Raw genomic sequence first — 16,839 nt, forward strand, 5'->3', positions numbered from 1 at the left:
AGCGCTAGGGCACGGTGATTTCTTGGTCGAAATCGGCTTGCGCCTCCCGCAGATTCGTGGCGGCCCATTCAAACGGATCAGCGTCCGCGCGGTCGGCGAAGAAGCGCTCCGCGAAATCTTCCAAAGCCAGATCGGCCAACCTGACATGATCGGCATATGCAGGATCGGTGTGCGCCAGTTCCTTCTTGAAGAGCGCATAGGCCTGCTCCAGAAGATCCTTTGGCTGAGCCTCGATCAGCGTTCCGATCGCCTCATGCGCACAAAAGGCTAGCGGCTCATAGGGTATCGGATGGTGGAAATCAGCTTCAGGCAGCAGCCCCTTGCGCGACATCATCGTCAACGCAAGTCCTTCCGATCCCGCCCCAATCCGATATTCAACACTGCCATCCGTACCTTCGATGAATGCGCCATGCGCGGTGGCCAGAGCGACGACTGCGTCGATCGCCGTCAGAGAGCTCCCGCGAATGCCAACATTGACGGCATTGAGCCGTTTGAGCGCGGAGGCTGGCCACGGGCTGAGAAAATAGCCAGGCCGCGCCTCGGGTTCCTCCGGCCACTGATGGCCCGTCGCCATGACGACGAAGTCGAAACGATTGTCGGCTATGTCCTCGCCCTCCCCTTCAATATCCAGCTGAACGCAGTTGCCCTGGACAGACATGTCCGGAACGCGGTGGCCGGTTCGAATATCGACGATGAACCCTTTGGCACGCGCCTCGTCCACGAGCATGTCGAACTGGTCGAGGAAGTATCGCCCCAGTGCAACGCGCGGGTAGAAAGCGCGGTCATCAACATCCCTGGGATCGATTCCCAAACTTATGAGCCGCTTGCGGCTTGGACGGTTGAGCCAGGCAAGAAGCGTCTCGCACAACGGCGGTATTTCAACGCTCGCAATGTTCGAGAGCATGGCGGGATCGTTCCACCCTGGTCGATAGGGCGTTCCGAGACCGGCGCGCGCCTGCTGCTCGAAGATGGTGATCCTCGCGGGGCGGGCTGCATGCTCAACAAACGCCGTGAGCGTATAGAGGGTGGTCGGTCCGGCGCCGACAAAGGCAATGGATGCGGTCATTCGGCTATGAACGCGTAGATGCTGGGGTGGTGCCATCTCAGAGCACGGCACATCAAAAAGTCATCTCGCCGCCGGTGACGTAGTTGTCCTACACACCTTTAAGATACCGTTGGCCACTGCAAATCGAGAACACCGCCAGACCTTGAGGCCGACGAAGAATGAGCCTTTTCGCGATTTCCTTGTCAGCGCTGAATCTCCAAGGCTTTTTGACATCTATTTTTGTCGAGAGTTGTCGTACGCAGCAGCACCGATGAATGGCGACCTAGCCACTACGCAGCGTCCGGCGCGTGGCAAAACCGACCCTCTATCGCCATTCAACCGCGAATTTCCAGGTTCCAAATGCGGACAGGCGGCTTTCAAATCTTGTGCGATCAAGAATGGCCCATGGGCAAAAGCCTGGTTCGGAGCGTAGGCCCTATGATAAATCAACGATAATTTGCGAACAGCTATCGCTAGCCCATTTAACAGCGTTAACCCGATGTAGAGCATTGTTGTATTATCGTATTCCATGTCAGCAAATAATTTTCTCTCATCAGCTTTTGCGACAAAGGTGTTCCTCGCTCGGTTCAGAACAGCCGCGAATGTTCCTGATCATGTACTCGAGGGGAAATTGCGTGCCGCCCGCGAGGGATATGCTGCGACATTTGTTGGAACCGTCACCGTTGCGCTTCTACTAGCTTTCGCACTCCCAGACACGGGCCATAAATGGGGGGTAGTGACTGCGGCCACACTGTTGATCGCATTATCGTTTTACAACCTTTTGGCGTGGCGTGGAGAACGGCGGGCAAACTGGCGCTATCCCAATCCTAAGCATAGCGTGCGACGGCTGACAGTGGTCAGCTTCGTTACCGCGCTGCCATGGGGAATATTGCTGGGTGCAGCGATCTACGAGACGCCAGCGGATTGGGAATTGCTGATATCGTGTACGTTGGTCGGCGTTGTATGCATCGGCGCGCTTAATGTGGCGACAGTGCCCCAGGCCAGTATCGGGTTCATCGCCGGATGGTTGGTGATGGCCGTGATCGATATGTTCCTGATCGCAAAAGTGCCTTCCGAAGTGTTGGTTGCACTAACGGTGTTCATTGCGCTGTTCGCGCGAAGCATTCTCGCGATTTCGCGTGCTTCGTCCGAGGCGATCCGGGCGAATGACGATCTTGTCGCGGTGTCTCGCGAGCATGAACAGCTGGCATTGCATGCGGAGACCGCGCGGGTGCAACTGACGGCCGCCGAAGATCACGCCCAAGCACGGGCAAACAGCGTCGCTGTTGAGCATCGCCGACAGGAAATGACAGCCTTGGCCGCCCAATTTGAACGGACGGTGGCGGACGCCGTCTCGGCGTTGGCAGCTGCCGCGAAGACTGCGCAACATTCAACCACATCACTCGCGGCGATCAGCGTCGCGGATGCGAATGCGGCGGGTCGAACCGCCGGTGTCGCACACCGGATTGAGCAGGCTGCACAGGTCATGCGAGATACCGCAGCACAGCTTGGCCACTCGGTTGGCCAGGTCGGAACCCAGGTCGATGCACAGGCTGCTCTTGCAATAGCCGCTGCGGGGCGTTCCACAGGTGCCCAGGCCGCCTTCTCTGCACTCGTTGCGGATGCGCGTAGTATCGGCAACATCGTCGCTCTGATCGAGGAGATTGCGCGACAAACCAATCTACTGGCTCTGAACGCGACTATCGAGGCTGCACGTGCTGGCGCGGCAGGTAGCGGATTTGCCGTCGTAGCGGTCGAGGTGAAGACTTTGGCCGGGCAAACGCAGCGTGCAACGGGTGATATTGCACGACGTGTAGCGGCGATTCAGGAGCGTGTCGCCGACGCGGTTGAAAGCGTGTCTGCTGTAGTTGGCCATGTCGACGAGGTCGCGGGAATAGCGGGTGCGGTGACTGCAGCGGTGATCGAGCAGCAGCGCGTGGCCGCTTTGATTGGACTCTCTGCCGATGAAACCGCCGATGGAACCGAAAGCCTGCATACCGATGTAGCCGACACCGCGCGGCGGGCCGAACGGACGCGTTTACTCACCGCCGATGTTGCTGATGCGACCAGCCTGATTGTCACGCGCGCGACCGCCTTGGGACATGCAACGGAACAGCTATTGTCCGAATTGCGCGCCGCTTAAAACTGAATCGCCAATTCAGACGTGCGTCATGACATTTCGTTTTGGAGCAAGGCGGCCTTTGCGACCACCACCCTCTCATCACGCTCGACAAGTTGCGCAAGGCTAGGAAATTCTACAGAGTTGCATGGCGAATGTATGAGATGAATGCGATTGTCGCGAGAGGGTGACCGTAACCGGTCTGCCGTCGACCCATTACAGCCATTTACGGTAGAAATTCGCTTTCCAGATAGCCGACAGTCGCTTTTTTCATTGTGAATGACAAAGTCCGTCACCGCTAACCGTTGCTTTATGGAACTGTCGCCATTCAAGATCGTCAATATCGATCAGCAGACGATGGACCGCAAATATTATGACTCATGAGACGGACAAGGCATGGATGGAGCAGGCTATCAAGCTGGCAATGAGCAAAGGCAAATCTCCCCAGGATACGCCGATTGCAGCCATTATTGTGCTGGATGGAAAAATTCTCGCACGAGCAATCAACCAAACAGAGGAGCTATGTGACGCTACTGCACACGCGGAGATGATGGCATTCAGGAAAGCCGGCAAAGTGCACGGCGACATGGATCTGAGGGGGGCCACTCTCTATTCTACCCTACAGCCGTGTGGGATGTGCACGATGGCATCTGTCTGGGCAAAGGTCGGGCGCATTGTCTACGGCGCGGGGCGGGACGATGTACACCGTATGTATTTCGAAGATCGTCATCTCGATACGATGGATTTCATCAAGGATGCTTGGCGCGAGGATTTGGTGTTAGAGGGAGGCTGCCTAAAGAAACAATGCGCGGCTCTATACTTCAAGCCGGACGATGACGTGCCGATCGAGATGCAAGGTAACATATAGGCAGCAGCAACTTGGCATGATTGCATGAAAACGTATAATTTGGGGTAGAGCGGGACATCCTAGAACGACGTGTATCGGCGATTTTGCAACTTAGCAGCGGGAGGTCTGCCATTTCGAGAAACCAAATGCTGCACGGTATATTATAGAGAATTGTTTTCGAAATTTGGCTTAACACATGTAATATTAAAATTATGGTACGAAGATCTGTTTACAATTTTTCATTATCCGATTTTTCTTCAATCAGTCGAGCCGCTTCGAGTAGACTTTTGCCAGTTTCTGATGCGGCATACGCTGTCATGGTGACGGCTACACCATCCGGCCCATCCAGCAGGACAAGCCCTTCTTCCACGCTCGCCTTACCGGGCAGCGATTGAACACCGGAATCTTCTGGGGGTATCATGATGTTGGCCTTTCGATGTCCGGGCGACCGGATTTATTTTCGATGTAGAGATAGGCAGGATTGAACTGGCCCCTGCGGGCCAGAACCTCGACGTCGAGAATTTCCACTAGCGAGGAGCGAAAGATGCACAACCGCTCTTCCCGTAATTGCCGCAGCACGCGATTGGCGTGGACACTCGTTATACCGCAGATTTCCGAAATATCCGCCTGCGTTATTCCCAGGGCAAAACGCGTTCCATCGCTGAGGCCGGCTGAAACCAGCCGGACATTGGTTTCGGACAGAAAATGCGCCACGCGCCCGACCGCATCCAGCCGCCCCAGGCGGAATAGCCACGCCCGATGCATCGCCGCGTCGAGGAGCGTAGAGAACCACAGCTTGCGTGTGAGTTCGGGCATTGCCGCATTAATCTCGTCCAGCGCCTTGTGCGGAATGACCGCAATTGTGGCTGCTGTCAGGCTGGCGACATCATGATCCAATATTTTGAGCGGGTAGGCGTGCAAGTCCAGAAAATCCCCTGGCACTTGCACGGCGACGAGTTGGCGCATCCCTTCCCGATCGTCCAGATAGCGGCACATGAAGCCTTCCAGCAGCAACATGCTCACGGACAATGTTTCGCCAGCCTGTACGACAGTCTTGCGCGCATCTATCGTTCGTATCTCGAAAATGGCTTTTTCCAGGACAGCGCGTTCCTGAACATCCAGTTCGACGCCGCGACGATCCCTAAGAAATTTGTCCGTAAACAATATCGGCCCTTCATAGTGAAAAGACTTGGCTTTGAACTATAGCAACGGTCCGTGGCGACGCGGTATCCAGCCGCCAGAAATAAATCGCTATGATGCACATTAGTTTTGGACCGGTCCGCGCAACTTGCTGAAGAGCGGCGGGTTATCTCCTCACAAATGTCGCGGGTTCCCAGTGATGATCGGGAATTCGCATTTTTTTCGATCATCACTCCCAATGTGCTGGACCTGCGTCCGGCACGTCTCTCGTGCATGAGGATGCCCCATGGCCAAGTCTCCCTCCACCGTCGATAAAGTCTCCGGCGAGACGGCCAAAAAGGCTCCCCCAACTGCGCCCGCGGAAACTATTTCGAACAGCTTTGCCGAACCGCAGGCAGAAGGTGGCGAAACGCATCAGGTTGCAGGAGGGGATGTCGCAATCTTGACGACGGCACATGGCATCCCGGTCGCTGATGATCAAAACAGCCTTAAGCAGGGCGCGCGTGGCCCCACCTTGCTGGAGGACGCCCACTTCCGCGAAAAAATGTTCCATTTCGACCATGAACGCATCCCTGAGCGCGTCGTCCATGCCCGCGGCTACGGTGCGCACGGCTATTTCGAACTGACGGAATCCCTGAGCGACGTCACGCGTGCGGATGTGCTCCAGCGGGTCGGTGAGCGCGTGCCTGCCTTCGTGCGCTTCTCGACTGTTGCCGGCTCCAAGGGGTCGGCCGATCTCGCCCGCGACGTGCGTGGCTTTGCCGTGAAGCTTTATACGCAGGAGGGCAATTGGGATATCGTTGGCAACAACATCCCGGTATTCTTCATTCAGGACGCGATCAAATTCCCCGACCTGATCCATGCCGCCAAGCCGGAGCCTGACCGCGACTTCCCGCAGGCGCAGACCGCACATGATAATTTTTGGGATTTTATCAGCCTGACGCCCGAAAGCTTCCATATGGTCATGTGGACGATGTCGGACCGCGCCATCCCACGCTCGCTGCGCACGATGGAAGGCTTCGGCGTCCACACCTTCCGTCTCGTCAATGCCGACGGCAAATCGACCTTCGTTAAATTCCACTGGAAGCCCAAACAGGGCCTGCAGTCGGTCATGTGGAACGAGGCGGTCAAGATCAACGGTGCCGATCCCGATTTCCATCGTCGCGACCTGTGGGACGCCATTAACGCCGAGGACTTCCCGGAATGGGAGCTGGGGGTCCAGCTGTTCGACGATGCGTTCGCCGACAGCTTCGACTTCGACGTGCTAGACGCGACCAAGCTGATCCCGGAGGAACTGGTGCCGGTCTGCATCGTCGGGCGGCTGGTACTGGACCGGGTCGTCGACAATTTCTTTGCCGAGACAGAACAGGTCGCCTTCATGACCCAGAATGTCCCGCCGGGCATAGACTTTAGCAACGATCCATTGCTTCAGGGCCGCAATTTTTCCTATCTCGATACCCAGATCAAGCGCCTGGGCAGCACCAACTTCACCCATTTGCCGATCAATGCACCCAAATGTCCGATGGCCCATTTCCAGCAGGACGGGCATATGGCGATGCGCAATCCTAAGGGTCGCGCCAATTATGAACCCAATAGTTGGGGTGCCGAACAAGGTGGCCCGCGCGAAGACCCGGTGCGCGGTTTCACCAGTTACGCGCAGGAGGCTGACGGTCCCAAGCAACGGGTTCGCTCGGAAAGTTTCGCCGATCATTACAGCCAGGCGCGGCAGTTCTTCAACAGCCAGACGGCGACCGAGCAGAAGCATATCGGCGATGCCATCGTCTTTGAACTGAGCAAGGTCGAACGCCCCGATATCCGTTCGCGGACGGTCTCTCACTTGCTCAATATCGACGCTACGCTGGCACAGACTGTAGCCGAAGGACTTGGCCTTGCCTTGCCTGAACCGGCGCAGGCAGCGCGCCCGACGATGATGGACCTGCCGCCGTCCGATGCGCTCAGCATCCTCAAGAACGGACCGGACAGTTTCAAGGGGCGCAAACTTGGCATCCTGCTGACCGACGGTGCCGAAGCCGCGATCTTCAACGCGCTGGTTAAAGCGGTCGACAAGGAAGGCGCGGTTTACGAGGTCGTCGCTCCCAAGATTGGCGGCGTAACCCTGTCGGATGGCACAACGGTTGCGGCCAAACAGAAGATTGACGGCGGTCCCTCTGTCCTGTTCGACGCCGTTGCCGTGGTGGCGTCTGAGGAGGGCGCTGCTTTGCTGGCAATCGACGCGGCCGCCAAGGATTTCGTCACCGATGCCTTTGCGCATTGCAAATATATCGGCCTAACCGCTGAAGCCCAGGCGCTGTTTGAAAAAGCGGGGATAGCCGATGATTTGGACGAGGCCTGCCTGCCGCTGGCCACAGCTAAGGATGCCGGCGCTTTCCTGACTGCCTGCCGGGCATTGCGCCATTGGCCGCGCGAATTGGCGGTCGATCTGGACGCCCAGCCCGTCGCCTGATCGCGGGGTTTCAATCTCAATCTATAGGGATGGTCTAGCCCCATCCCCAGTCACGCGCATGACAGGATCATACTCAATGCGGATCGGCATCATCGCCCATCTCAAACATCCGATTGCCGAACCCTTTGCCGGCGGGCTGGAAATGCACACGCATTTGCTGGCGCGATCGCTGCGGGATCGTGGCCATGCGGTCACGTTGTTCGCCTCTTCCCGATCGGAACCGGGGATCGGCCTGGAAGCGATCTGTACAGAAACCGCGATCCAGACGGTGGGTACGACAGAAGCGAGCGACGTGCCCTTCTTTCGTGAGCATCACGCCTATCTCAGTCTGATGAACGACCTGCGCCATCGCAATTTCGACATCATCCATAATAATTCGCTGCATTATTTGCCCGTCGCGATGGCCGACAGCCTGCCCATGCCGATGGTCACTACGCTGCATACGCCGCCCTTCTGCTGGCTGGAGAGCGGTATCCGCCTTTGTGTGGCGCGCAACCATAGTTTCGCGGCCGTGTCCCGCTCGGTTGCCGCTTTGTGGAATCATGTCACCCATAGCGACGCGGTGATATGGAACGGCATCGACCTGCAAAAATTTGCGTTCCATCCCGAGCCCGCTGCAGATCCCTATCTGGTCTGGTACGGCCGTATCGTCCCGGAAAAGGGATTACATCTGGCAATTCAGGCAGCCCGGCTGGTCGGCCTTCCGCTCAGGATTGCGGGGCCAAAACTTGACGAAGATTATTATCGGACACAGATCGCGCCCGCGCTGGGCGAGGATATTATCCACGTCGGGCATCTCGCGCACGAGCAACTCTCCCGGCTTGTGGGTGGTGCGCGGGCCTTCCTCTGCACCCCTATGTGGGATGAACCTTATGGCCTTGTCGTTGCAGAAGCGCTCGCCTGCGGCGTCCCAGTCGCGGCCTTTGCACGCGGCGCGATTCCTGAAATATTGGATGCAACATGCGGGGTGCTTGCGACCCCGGACGACGTTTCCTCGCTCGCCAGCGCTGCGCTGTCGGCCCTGAAGCTCAACCGCAGCGCGTGCCGCACCAGGGCCGAACAAATGTGCGATGCCGAACGCATGGTCGATAATTATGAAGCGCTTTATCTGCGGCAGATCGACAGGGCTGCGGCACCTTCCCGTCCCGACCGTACGGCGTCAATCCACTTGATTCCCTCGACACTCCCGTCCCATGCGTCGCTAGACCAGAGATCGGCTTCCCATGGCTGACACCATCGCCATGACCCTGTGCGTCTGCGTCCCGGCGCGGAACGAGGCAGCGCGGTTGCCGATATTGCTGGATGCGCTGGCGATGCAGGACTGGCCCGGTGCGCTTCCAGTTGTGATCGCCATCAACAACAGCACTGATGATAGCCGCGCCGTTGCCGACGCTGCCTGTCATCGTCATGCCGGACGGCTCGACGTCCACATAGTCGAACGCACTTTCGCGCCGGAACAGGCGCACGCCGGATCAGCCCGGCGGATCGCGATGGACACAGGCCTTGGCATTCTGCCCGCGCTGGACAACGCTGCCCTTGTCAGTACGGACGCCGATAGCCGCCCACCCAGAGACTGGTTGCATAATATCGCGACTGCCTTTTCGCGTGGTGCCGACATGGTTGGCGGCCGGATCGACATCGATAGCGATGAACCTCTGCCACCGCCCGTGCATCGGCTGCGCACGGCATGGGACGAATATTGGGCCGCCGTCCGTGCCATTGAGGATGCGATCGATCCTCTGCCCTGGGATCCCGCGCCCCGCCACGGCGATCATACCGGCGCATCGCTCGCCATCCGGGCAGAGCTTTATCTGGCCTGCGGCGGCGTTCCGGCCATAGCGAGCGGAGAGGACCGCGCACTTGTATTGGCGGCGCTTGCCCGCGGCGCGCGCCTTGTTCACCCCGTCACGGTTTACACTCGCGTCTCGCCGCGTCTTGAGGGACGCGCGGAAGGCGGCATGGCAGTTGCGATGCACACGCTGTTCGAAAGCGCCGAAAATGACATCTCGCCCATGGCACCTGCCTTCACCCACTGGAGAGAGCGAGCGCACTGGCGCAAGCAATTGCGTGCGCGGCCCGATGGCGCTGCTTTGATCGCCCGTCAGGAACCGTTACTGCCTCCGATGCCGCACGACATGATGCTGGAACTCCAGCCATGACCCGCCGTCCGCTCGGCTATTATGTCCATCATCATGGCGCTGGTCATCGCGCGCGGGCGGAGGCAATTGCCACCGCCATCGACTGGCCGATCGTCCTGCTGGGTACAGGGTTGGGCGCGGCAGGAATTGACCTTGCCGATGACCGACCCGTTTCCGGTCGCTTCGACGGGATGGACGACACGGCCTCACGCCCCGCCGCCCTGCACTATGCGCCCATTGGCCATGAAGGCGTGCGGTCGCGCGTGGCGCGGATCGCACAATGGATCGCAACGGAGCGCCCTGCGCTGATGGTCGTTGATGTCTCGGTCGAAGTTGCGATGCTGGCGCGCCTGGCATCGGTCCGCACCGTCTATGTGCGGCTCAACGGCGAACGCAGCGACGCGGCGCATCTCGACGCTTTTCGCGGTGCTACGGCGTTGGTCGCACCGTTTCACCATGAGTTGGAGATGCCATCGACGCCTGCGTGGATCAGGGACAAGACACGTTATCTGCCCGGCATTACTGCCGCTGCTCAGGAGCATCCCCGGCAGGACGACCATATTCTCATAGTGATCGGTCGGGGCGGCCCGCCCGGCGATGGCGCAGCGATCGCACAGGCCGCACGCGCCTGCCCGGATATGCACTGGCGCGTCATCGGCCCCGCAACTGCGCCGACCGATCAACCCGCCAATCTCGCTCTGGCCGGATGGGTAGACGATCCGGCGTGTGAAATCGCCTCCGCCGGGTTGATCATCGGCGCGGCCGGTGACGGGTTGGTGAACGCAGTCCTCGCCGCCGATCGTCCTTTCCTTTGCATCCCGGAGGACCGTCCTTATGGTGAGCAACGGGCAACGGCGCGCGCCCTGCACGCGCTGGGCGCTGCGATCATGCTCGAAACATGGCCGTCCCCCGACCAATGGCCATCTTTGATCCGTCAGGCAAAGTCATTGCCGCCTCACGCCCGCAAACGCCTGCACCATTCCCATGGGCTTGATGCAGCAGCAACCTGGCTCGCGACAATGGCTGCCGCTGCGGTCGATGAACTGGAACCTGTAGCATGACCCTGTCCCGCCATCCCCGTTCCAGCATCGACACCCCGATCGTGCGCGCCGGGGCGATCACCTCCACCCTTGTCGCGCTCGGCAGCCGCTATGATGCCGCGCCGATCTTTCCGGTGGAAAGCATGAAAGCGCTCGTCGCTGCGGATCTCCATCGCACCTTCGCCCCGCTCGAATGCGGCGGCGAGGCCTTTGACGATGCCGTCGCCCGGAACCAGTGCCTGATGACCGTCCTGCGGATCATTGGTCGCGCGGACCTGAGCGTCGGGCGGCTCTATGAAGGCCATGTCAACGCGCTCGCGCTGTTCGACTGGTTTGGCTCTCCCGCGCAAAAGGCCGATCTGGGGCAAAATCTCGCTCAGGGTGCCTTTTACGGCGTGTGGGCCACCGAACCGCAACCGGGCGTACAGCTACGCCAATCGGCACTGGATGGCCGCAAGTCTTTCGCGACCGGCGCTGGCAGCCTTACCTATGCCGTCATCACTGCGCAGCCCGAAGAGGGCGAACGGCGACTGGTCGTCGTACGGGCCGATGATCCCGCCCGGACCGACCTGTCGCAATGGCGCGTCAGGGGCATGCGGGCGACCGGCAGTGGCCTCTATGATCTGACGGGCATGGCGGTCGATCCGTCCCACCTGCTTGGCCAGCCCGGCGATTATGATCGCGAACCCCGCTTCACCACGGGTGCCTGGCGCTTTACCGCTGTGCAACTGGGCGGGATCGAGGCGCTGTTGACCGAAATCCGGCTCGCCATGTCTGATGCGGCGCGCGCCGATCCGCTGCAACGCGCGAAATTCGCCGATGCGGTTGCCGCGACCCGCACCGCCTATCTCTGGGTCCGCGAATGTGCGCTCAGGGCAGCACGTGACGATGGCGATGGCCCCGCCTTCGCCCGCATGACGCGCGGCGTAGTGGAGCGTGCGGGTTTGGACGTTATGGAACTGGCCGCCCGCATCACCGGCACGCGCAGTGCGATTGACGGCGAACGGATCGACAAGATCATCCGCGACCTCAGCCTGTATCTGCGGCAGGGCGGACCCGACTATGCCCGCGATCAGGCTGCACTCGCCTGGCTCGACCATGATGCCTGGGGCGTGGAGGACGCATTGTGGTAGGCCTTTCTTTGTCGGCAAAGCCCTGGCGAACGCTGCGGTGGCTGGTCCTTGCGCCGCATCCCGATGACGAAACGCTGGGGGTTGGCGCGCTCATCGCGCAGACGGCGAAGGCGGGGCGACTGGCGGGTCTTGTCTATCTCACCGACGGGTCGGGCTCGCATGAGGCCGCGCAAGGCCGGTCGGGGAAACTGGTCAGCAGCCGCAAGCGCGAAGCCGCCGCCGCCTTGCACCGCCTGACCGGTAGCCGCAGCCAGCTACCGCTGCATCTTGCCTGGAAGGATGCTGCTCCCGCTCCGCCGGGGCATCCGGCTTTCGACCGGGCTACCCGACGGCTGAGCGCCCTTTGCCGTCGCTGGCAGGTCGATGTCCTTGCCGTTACCGCCAGCCACGAACCCCATTGCGACCATCAGGCCGCCGCGCAGCTGGCCTATGCAGTGGGGCAACGGGCCAACGGCAGGCTGGTCGTCGCCGAATATGTCGTCTGGTCGAAAGCCCCTGATCCCCGCACCCATCGGATGCTGCACACCGCGCCCATGTTGCGCGGACAACGCCGTTACGCCCTGGCCGCGCACCGCAGCCAGCTTAGCGCGTCCCACGGTCCCGGCTTCCGACTGCCCGCCTCACATCGTGCCATGCCCGCCAGCGATATCCTCTACCTGCGGAGAACCAAATGAAGCGGCACAAGACCAGCCTGGGTCACGATTATTTCGAGACAATGTATCGCGGGACCGACGATCCCTGGGACCTGGAAAGCAGCGCCTATGAGCGGGACAAATATGCCCATAGCATCGGCGCGCTGGCGGGACGAACCTACGAATTGGGTTTCGAGATTGGATGCGCAAAAGGTGTCCTGACACAGTCGCTGGCAACCCAATGCCACGCATTGCTGGCGATCGACGTCAGCGAAACTGCGTTAAAAGCAGCGCGCGAGCGCTGTGCCGCATTGGACCATGTTTCCTTCGGCCGGATGATTTTTCCCGGACGAGCACCCATAGGCAGCGCCTTCGACCTTATCATCCTGTCCGAAGTCGCCTATTATTGGGATGCCCACGATATCAGCCGCGCCGCCCAGTGGATCGCGACCCATATAGCGCCCGGCGGCGATATCTTGCTCGTCCATTGGACCGGCGAAACCGACTATCCCCAGAGCGGCGATGATGCGGTAATAAAATTGCAGGCCGCTCTCGCCCTTGCAATCACTGTCATCACCACAGAGCGCATGCCTCACTATCGCCTCGATCTGTGGCGTGCGCACGCATGACTCTGAGTGTCCTCACCATAGTCAAGGATCGGTCGACCCATCTGGCACAATTGATCGAAGGTCTGCGACGCAGCACGCATTGGCCCGACGAGCTCATCATCGTCGACATGGCCAGCACACCGCCGATCAATGCCGAACAAGCGCCATTTCCGATTCAGATCCTGCGTCTCGATGGTCCCGGACTGCCACTCGCGGCAGCCCGGAACTCAGCCGCACGCGCGGCCAGCGGGGACATGTTGTTGTTCCTCGACGTCGACTGCATCCCGATGCGCGCGCTGACCAGTGCGATCACGCAATGCCTGAACGACCATGACGCGCTGATCTGCGCTGACATACGCTATCTTGGCCCTGACGATGCCCGTGGCGAATGGGAGGAAGCAGATCTCCTTTCGCGCGCACAGGGGCATCCAGTTCGACAATTCCCGGCAAACGGAGTGCGCCAAGAGGAGAATGCCGGTCTGTTCTGGTCGCTGGCGTTCGCCCTGCATCGCCAAAGATTTTCTGATCTAGGCGGGTTTGATGAAGCTTTTATCGGCTATGGTGGTGAAGATACCGACTTCGGTTTCCGCGCGCGTGCGGCAGGCTTACCCCTGCTATTCATGGGCGGCGCTGGTGCCTTTCATCAGTATCACGACATTTTCGACCCCCCGCTCCAGCATCTGAACGACATCGTCCGCCATGCCAGCCTCTTTCGGGCGCGTTGGAAAATATGGCCGATGGAAGGATGGCTCGACGCTTTCGAGAAGGCGGGTTTGATTGGACGTTGCGGGGACATGATCCATGTGCTTCGCCAACCAAGCGACCTCGAAATCAAGCATGCGCGAATGTCGCCGCCGGGTTCGCCCTGAAATAGAGCGCCGCCGCGCCCGTGTATCTCGCGCGACGAAATGATAAAGAGACTCGGATTTGCGCGCGTGAGTGTCAGCTTACCGCGATTTGTGATTCCGAAGCTGACAGTCGCAAATGTCCCAAACCCGGCCGAAAAACAGCCCATATCGTACCTGACATCTTCCACCAACCAGCAGATAGAACCCACCTCAGCCACCTTCGCCACCCTCCCGTAGTGTTGCGACCCGCCGCAGCGCAGCTTTAAAATGTCGGCAAACCCGTTCTTCGCTCATCCCTATGCACCGCGACACCTGCCGCGCACTCATCCGTCGCCCGACAATGAGCAGAAGAATCCCACAGGCCAGCGGCTCCATATGCGCAAGCCCCGCCCTGACCCTCGCGCCATCTTCACCACCCCCGCCCCCAATCGGTTCGGCCATCCCCTCGGATTCGCTCTTTTTAAGATAGCGCTCGATACGTCGGCAGCAGACAGCATCACTCGCCAGATTACGTATGGTCAAAATCAGCTTGGGCAAAATTCTACCTAGCGCGATCAGAAAGGACATAGCCGGAACTCCAGAATGAAACTCATGCCCCTTCCGGGGACACCCATCCTTCCCCTTCTCCTCTCGAACCAGAACCTGCCCGGACAAATCATCGCAGTCAGCGAGTTAAGACGCGATGTGTAAAGACACCACCGCACCGGGCGCACCTACCTCCCGACAATCCTTCTCTTCCGGCAATCCCCCGCCCTCCCCACTGCGGCAGCGATCACAGACCGACGGACCGCGATCGGCGCAGCCAAGCCCGGACGGCGCGGCGGCACGGCGCTTCGGTAATAGCACGATGCCCGCGGCACGCGGGCAGCCGCCTAACCACCGCTCACTCCCCCCTCGCAAAACGTCACAAATCCATTCTTTTGGGTTGCACTCACCTGTCATTCCGGCAAATTGATTCGGCTTCCGCTGAAAGCGCGGAAGCGGGGCTTAGTAACCTCTGCATATACAGCTCGGTCACAGTTTCACTGAGGCCGGGTGGCATGCGCGCATGTCCAGCCGGCAACGGTAAAGGCGCATGCGCCTGTGTGTATGCCAGGTTACTAACATCCGGCTTTGGCCGTCGCCCCGAGAGGACATAGGTGCGACGAATGGGCCAAGGCAGAAGCGAGGATCGTCTATGCGATCCAAGAAGACACAAAGATTCCGGCAGGTTCAGCTTCCCGGACTTCTATCAAAGGGAGAAGCCCCGCCTTATGCGCTTCTTCGCGCGCCAGCTTGGCAATCAGGCGGATGCCGACGAACTTGCCCAGGAGAGCTTCGCCCGCTTCGTGAAGGTCGCGCCCGTCCATGCGCTCGCCAGCCCGCAGGCCTATCTCACCCGCATCGCAACCAATTTGCTGCGCGATTTCGTCTCGCGCGGCGCGACCCTGCTCGCCCAGAAGTCCACGCCACTTGACGACACATATACGCTGGTCGCCCAGATCGACACCCATCGTGCGCTTGCCTCGCGCGAAGAGCTCGCCCATTGGCAGAGCATCCTCCAGCAGCTCTCGCCCGAAACCCTCGACATCTTCGTCGCCAACCGCATAGCCGACAAAAGCTATCGCGAAATCGCGCAGGAGCGCAATGTGCCGCTCTGGACCGTGCAGGAGCATATGAAAAAGGCGTTGCGTCTCCTTGCAGCCCATCGCGAGACAGACAGTGACTGACCAGCCCGCAACAATAACGCCCGAAGAGAGAGAGGAAGCGGCCGACTGGGCAAGCCTCGTCATGGCCGATCCCGACGAAGTTCCTGATCCAAAGGCGCTTGACAAGCTCGGCAAATATCAAGCCGCATTTTCTGCCTGGGCCGCAGAAAACCCTGCCCGCACCGCCGCATATCTAGATGTCGTGGATGATGCCAAGCGCTTTGCGACGGACGTCCATGGCGTGCAACGCAAGCTCTCTACCCAAGCCGCCCTTCGCCACCATAGCGCCAACAAGGCCCCTTTGCTCCTTGCAGCGTCCTTAATCCTGTGCCTCCTGCTCGCCGGCGGTCTGTGGTGGCAAAGCACAGGCACATCCTCTTCCCTCATTGCCACGAGCCAGGCCCGCACGCCGCTTGAAACCAGGATAGGCGAAGTCCGCACCGAGCGCCTCGCCGACGGTACCAGCGTCATTCTCGACACCGATACGCTCCTTCTCGTGGCGATCGACGCCAGAGGGCGGCGGGTCGAACTCAAGCGCGGCCGCGCCCGCTTTCTTGTCGCGCCCGAAGCCGGCCGCAGTTTCGAAGCCCTGGCTTCTGGCACCCGGATCATCGCCCAGGGTGGCAGCTTTGACCTCACCCATCGCACCGGCGTCAGGATCAATCCCATAAAAGGCGAGATCATCGTCCAGCTTCCGCGCGTTGCCGACGAACGGCAGGCAAGGCAGCAAAGCCTCCAGCCTGGCCGCATCCTCGCCTATGACGCTGGACAAACACCTGCGATTGCCCTTCTCTTAGCCAAGTCGTCCGATCAGCAATGGGTGAGTGGCGTGAAGAGTTTCGATAATGTCCCGATCAGCGATGTTATTGCCGAAGCCAATAGCTATAGCGAGACCAAGATCGTGCTCGCCACGCCAGCGATGGGCCAGCGCGAGATATTCGCCGACATCGATATTCGTAACATAGAGCGGGTTGCGCAAGCTCTCGCTATCTTCCTCGACCTCACGATCGACAGGTCGCAGCCCAAACGCCTGCGCCTCGTCGAGCATAGATAGAGGGCGCCCCGCAGTGCCAAACGCTTCAGGCATAGCGCAAGCCGCTCCGCTGTCAGACGGCTTCTTCATTTTCGGATGCAGGA

The 16,839-nt window shown here is 59.9% G+C and carries 16 protein-coding genes; 12 read left to right on the top strand and 4 right to left on the bottom strand.

The window, feature by feature from the left end; genetic code table 11:
* Window positions 1–4: 4 nt before the first annotated feature.
* Window positions 5–1,066 carry an FAD/NAD(P)-binding protein gene (locus KRZ98_RS23985; protein WP_254798164.1) on the bottom strand — a complete coding sequence of 354 codons (1,062 nt, stop codon included), beginning with the start codon at window positions 1,064–1,066 and terminating at the stop codon, window positions 5–7.
* 508 nt (window positions 1,067–1,574) lie between these two features.
* Between KRZ98_RS23985 and KRZ98_RS24375 the strand changes: the two genes are divergently transcribed.
* Both KRZ98_RS24375 and KRZ98_RS07015 read left to right on the top strand, forming a co-directional pair.
* Window positions 1,575–3,188 (top strand): methyl-accepting chemotaxis protein, encoded by a 1,614-nt coding sequence (locus KRZ98_RS24375; protein ID WP_217672942.1) that lies wholly within the window; start codon window positions 1,575–1,577, stop codon window positions 3,186–3,188.
* Window positions 3,189–3,537: 349 nt separating this feature from the next.
* Window positions 3,538–4,032, top strand: a complete 495-nt coding sequence (locus KRZ98_RS07015; protein WP_119750729.1) for a nucleoside deaminase — start codon at window positions 3,538–3,540, stop codon at window positions 4,030–4,032.
* A gap of 208 nt (window positions 4,033–4,240) precedes the next feature.
* Here KRZ98_RS07015 and KRZ98_RS07020 read toward each other — a convergent pair whose 3' ends face one another.
* Together KRZ98_RS07020 and KRZ98_RS07025 are read right to left on the bottom strand one after the other, a co-directional pair.
* Window positions 4,241–4,432 (bottom strand): hypothetical protein, encoded by a 192-nt coding sequence (locus tag KRZ98_RS07020; protein ID WP_188062269.1) that lies wholly within the window; start codon window positions 4,430–4,432, stop codon window positions 4,241–4,243.
* Window positions 4,429–5,175 carry a Crp/Fnr family transcriptional regulator gene (locus KRZ98_RS07025; RefSeq protein WP_217672943.1) on the bottom strand — a complete coding sequence of 249 codons (747 nt, stop codon included), beginning with the start codon at window positions 5,173–5,175 and terminating at the stop codon, window positions 4,429–4,431. Before KRZ98_RS07025 ends, KRZ98_RS07020 begins: the two co-directional genes overlap by 4 nt.
* A 262-nt stretch (window positions 5,176–5,437) precedes the next feature.
* Between KRZ98_RS07025 and KRZ98_RS07030 the strand changes: the two genes are divergently transcribed.
* From KRZ98_RS07030 to KRZ98_RS07065, 8 genes are all read left to right on the top strand, one after another.
* On the top strand, window positions 5,438–7,615 hold the full coding sequence (locus KRZ98_RS07030) for a catalase (RefSeq protein ID WP_217672944.1): 2,178 nt from the start codon (window positions 5,438–5,440) through the stop codon (window positions 7,613–7,615).
* A 76-nt stretch (window positions 7,616–7,691) separates the two neighbouring features.
* Window positions 7,692–8,846 (top strand): glycosyltransferase, encoded by a 1,155-nt coding sequence (locus KRZ98_RS07035; protein WP_188062267.1) that lies wholly within the window; start codon window positions 7,692–7,694, stop codon window positions 8,844–8,846.
* A complete protein-coding gene (locus tag KRZ98_RS07040) occupies window positions 8,839–9,774 on the top strand; it encodes a glycosyltransferase family 2 protein (RefSeq protein ID WP_217672945.1) in 936 nt (311 codons plus the stop codon). Before KRZ98_RS07035 ends, KRZ98_RS07040 begins: the two co-directional genes overlap by 8 nt.
* On the top strand, window positions 9,771–10,814 hold the full coding sequence (locus KRZ98_RS07045) for a glycosyltransferase (RefSeq protein ID WP_217672946.1): 1,044 nt from the start codon (window positions 9,771–9,773) through the stop codon (window positions 10,812–10,814). Before KRZ98_RS07040 ends, KRZ98_RS07045 begins: the two co-directional genes overlap by 4 nt.
* Window positions 10,811–11,926, top strand: a complete 1,116-nt coding sequence (locus KRZ98_RS07050) for an acyl-CoA dehydrogenase family protein (protein WP_217672947.1) — start codon at window positions 10,811–10,813, stop codon at window positions 11,924–11,926. The genes KRZ98_RS07045 and KRZ98_RS07050 overlap by 4 nt, the downstream gene beginning before the upstream one ends.
* A complete protein-coding gene (locus KRZ98_RS07055; protein ID WP_188062263.1) occupies window positions 11,920–12,600 on the top strand; it encodes a PIG-L deacetylase family protein in 681 nt (226 codons plus the stop codon). The genes KRZ98_RS07050 and KRZ98_RS07055 overlap by 7 nt, the downstream gene beginning before the upstream one ends.
* Window positions 12,597–13,187 carry an SAM-dependent methyltransferase gene (locus tag KRZ98_RS07060; RefSeq protein ID WP_217672948.1) on the top strand — a complete coding sequence of 197 codons (591 nt, stop codon included), beginning with the start codon at window positions 12,597–12,599 and terminating at the stop codon, window positions 13,185–13,187. The genes KRZ98_RS07055 and KRZ98_RS07060 overlap by 4 nt, the downstream gene beginning before the upstream one ends.
* Window positions 13,184–14,035, top strand: a complete 852-nt coding sequence (locus KRZ98_RS07065) for a glycosyltransferase family 2 protein (protein ID WP_217672949.1) — start codon at window positions 13,184–13,186, stop codon at window positions 14,033–14,035. The genes KRZ98_RS07060 and KRZ98_RS07065 overlap by 4 nt, the downstream gene beginning before the upstream one ends.
* A gap of 189 nt (window positions 14,036–14,224) precedes the next feature.
* On the opposite strand, the gene KRZ98_RS07070 is transcribed toward KRZ98_RS07065, so the two are convergent.
* Window positions 14,225–14,581, bottom strand: coding sequence for a hypothetical protein (locus tag KRZ98_RS07070; protein ID WP_217672950.1), 357 nt, complete (start codon window positions 14,579–14,581; stop codon window positions 14,225–14,227).
* A gap of 581 nt (window positions 14,582–15,162) precedes the next feature.
* Between KRZ98_RS07070 and KRZ98_RS07075 the strand changes: the two genes are divergently transcribed.
* Both KRZ98_RS07075 and KRZ98_RS07080 read left to right on the top strand, forming a co-directional pair.
* On the top strand, window positions 15,163–15,723 hold the full coding sequence (locus KRZ98_RS07075) for an RNA polymerase sigma factor (protein WP_217672951.1): 561 nt from the start codon (window positions 15,163–15,165) through the stop codon (window positions 15,721–15,723).
* Window positions 15,716–16,756, top strand: coding sequence for a FecR family protein (locus KRZ98_RS07080; RefSeq protein WP_368389795.1), 1,041 nt, complete (start codon window positions 15,716–15,718; stop codon window positions 16,754–16,756). The genes KRZ98_RS07075 and KRZ98_RS07080 overlap by 8 nt, the downstream gene beginning before the upstream one ends.
* Window positions 16,757–16,839: the final 83 nt, after the last annotated feature.

The sequence above is a fragment of the Sphingobium sp. AS12 genome (genome assembly GCF_019097845.1).
GTDB lineage: Bacteria > Pseudomonadota > Alphaproteobacteria > Sphingomonadales > Sphingomonadaceae > Sphingobium.

Bases quoted from the DNA above. Each gene is read 5' to 3' on its own strand.
- KRZ98_RS23985 (WP_254798164.1), bottom strand. From the start codon at position 1,066: ATGACCGCATCCATTGCCTTTGTCGGCGCCGGACCGACCACCCTCTAT.
- KRZ98_RS24375 (WP_217672942.1), top strand. From the start codon at position 1,575: ATGTCAGCAAATAATTTTCTCTCATCAGCTTTTGCGACAAAGGTGTTC.
- KRZ98_RS07015 (WP_119750729.1), top strand. From the start codon at position 3,538: ATGACTCATGAGACGGACAAGGCATGGATGGAGCAGGCTATCAAGCTG.
- KRZ98_RS07020 (WP_188062269.1), bottom strand. From the start codon at position 4,432: ATGATACCCCCAGAAGATTCCGGTGTTCAATCGCTGCCCGGTAAGGCG.
- KRZ98_RS07030 (WP_217672944.1), top strand. From the start codon at position 5,438: ATGGCCAAGTCTCCCTCCACCGTCGATAAAGTCTCCGGCGAGACGGCC.
- KRZ98_RS07035 (WP_188062267.1), top strand. From the start codon at position 7,692: ATGCGGATCGGCATCATCGCCCATCTCAAACATCCGATTGCCGAACCC.
- KRZ98_RS07040 (WP_217672945.1), top strand. From the start codon at position 8,839: ATGGCTGACACCATCGCCATGACCCTGTGCGTCTGCGTCCCGGCGCGG.
- KRZ98_RS07045 (WP_217672946.1), top strand. From the start codon at position 9,771: ATGACCCGCCGTCCGCTCGGCTATTATGTCCATCATCATGGCGCTGGT.
- KRZ98_RS07050 (WP_217672947.1), top strand. From the start codon at position 10,811: ATGACCCTGTCCCGCCATCCCCGTTCCAGCATCGACACCCCGATCGTG.
- KRZ98_RS07060 (WP_217672948.1), top strand. From the start codon at position 12,597: ATGAAGCGGCACAAGACCAGCCTGGGTCACGATTATTTCGAGACAATG.
- KRZ98_RS07065 (WP_217672949.1), top strand. From the start codon at position 13,184: ATGACTCTGAGTGTCCTCACCATAGTCAAGGATCGGTCGACCCATCTG.
- KRZ98_RS07070 (WP_217672950.1), bottom strand. From the start codon at position 14,581: ATGTCCTTTCTGATCGCGCTAGGTAGAATTTTGCCCAAGCTGATTTTG.
- KRZ98_RS07075 (WP_217672951.1), top strand. From the start codon at position 15,163: ATGGGCCAAGGCAGAAGCGAGGATCGTCTATGCGATCCAAGAAGACAC.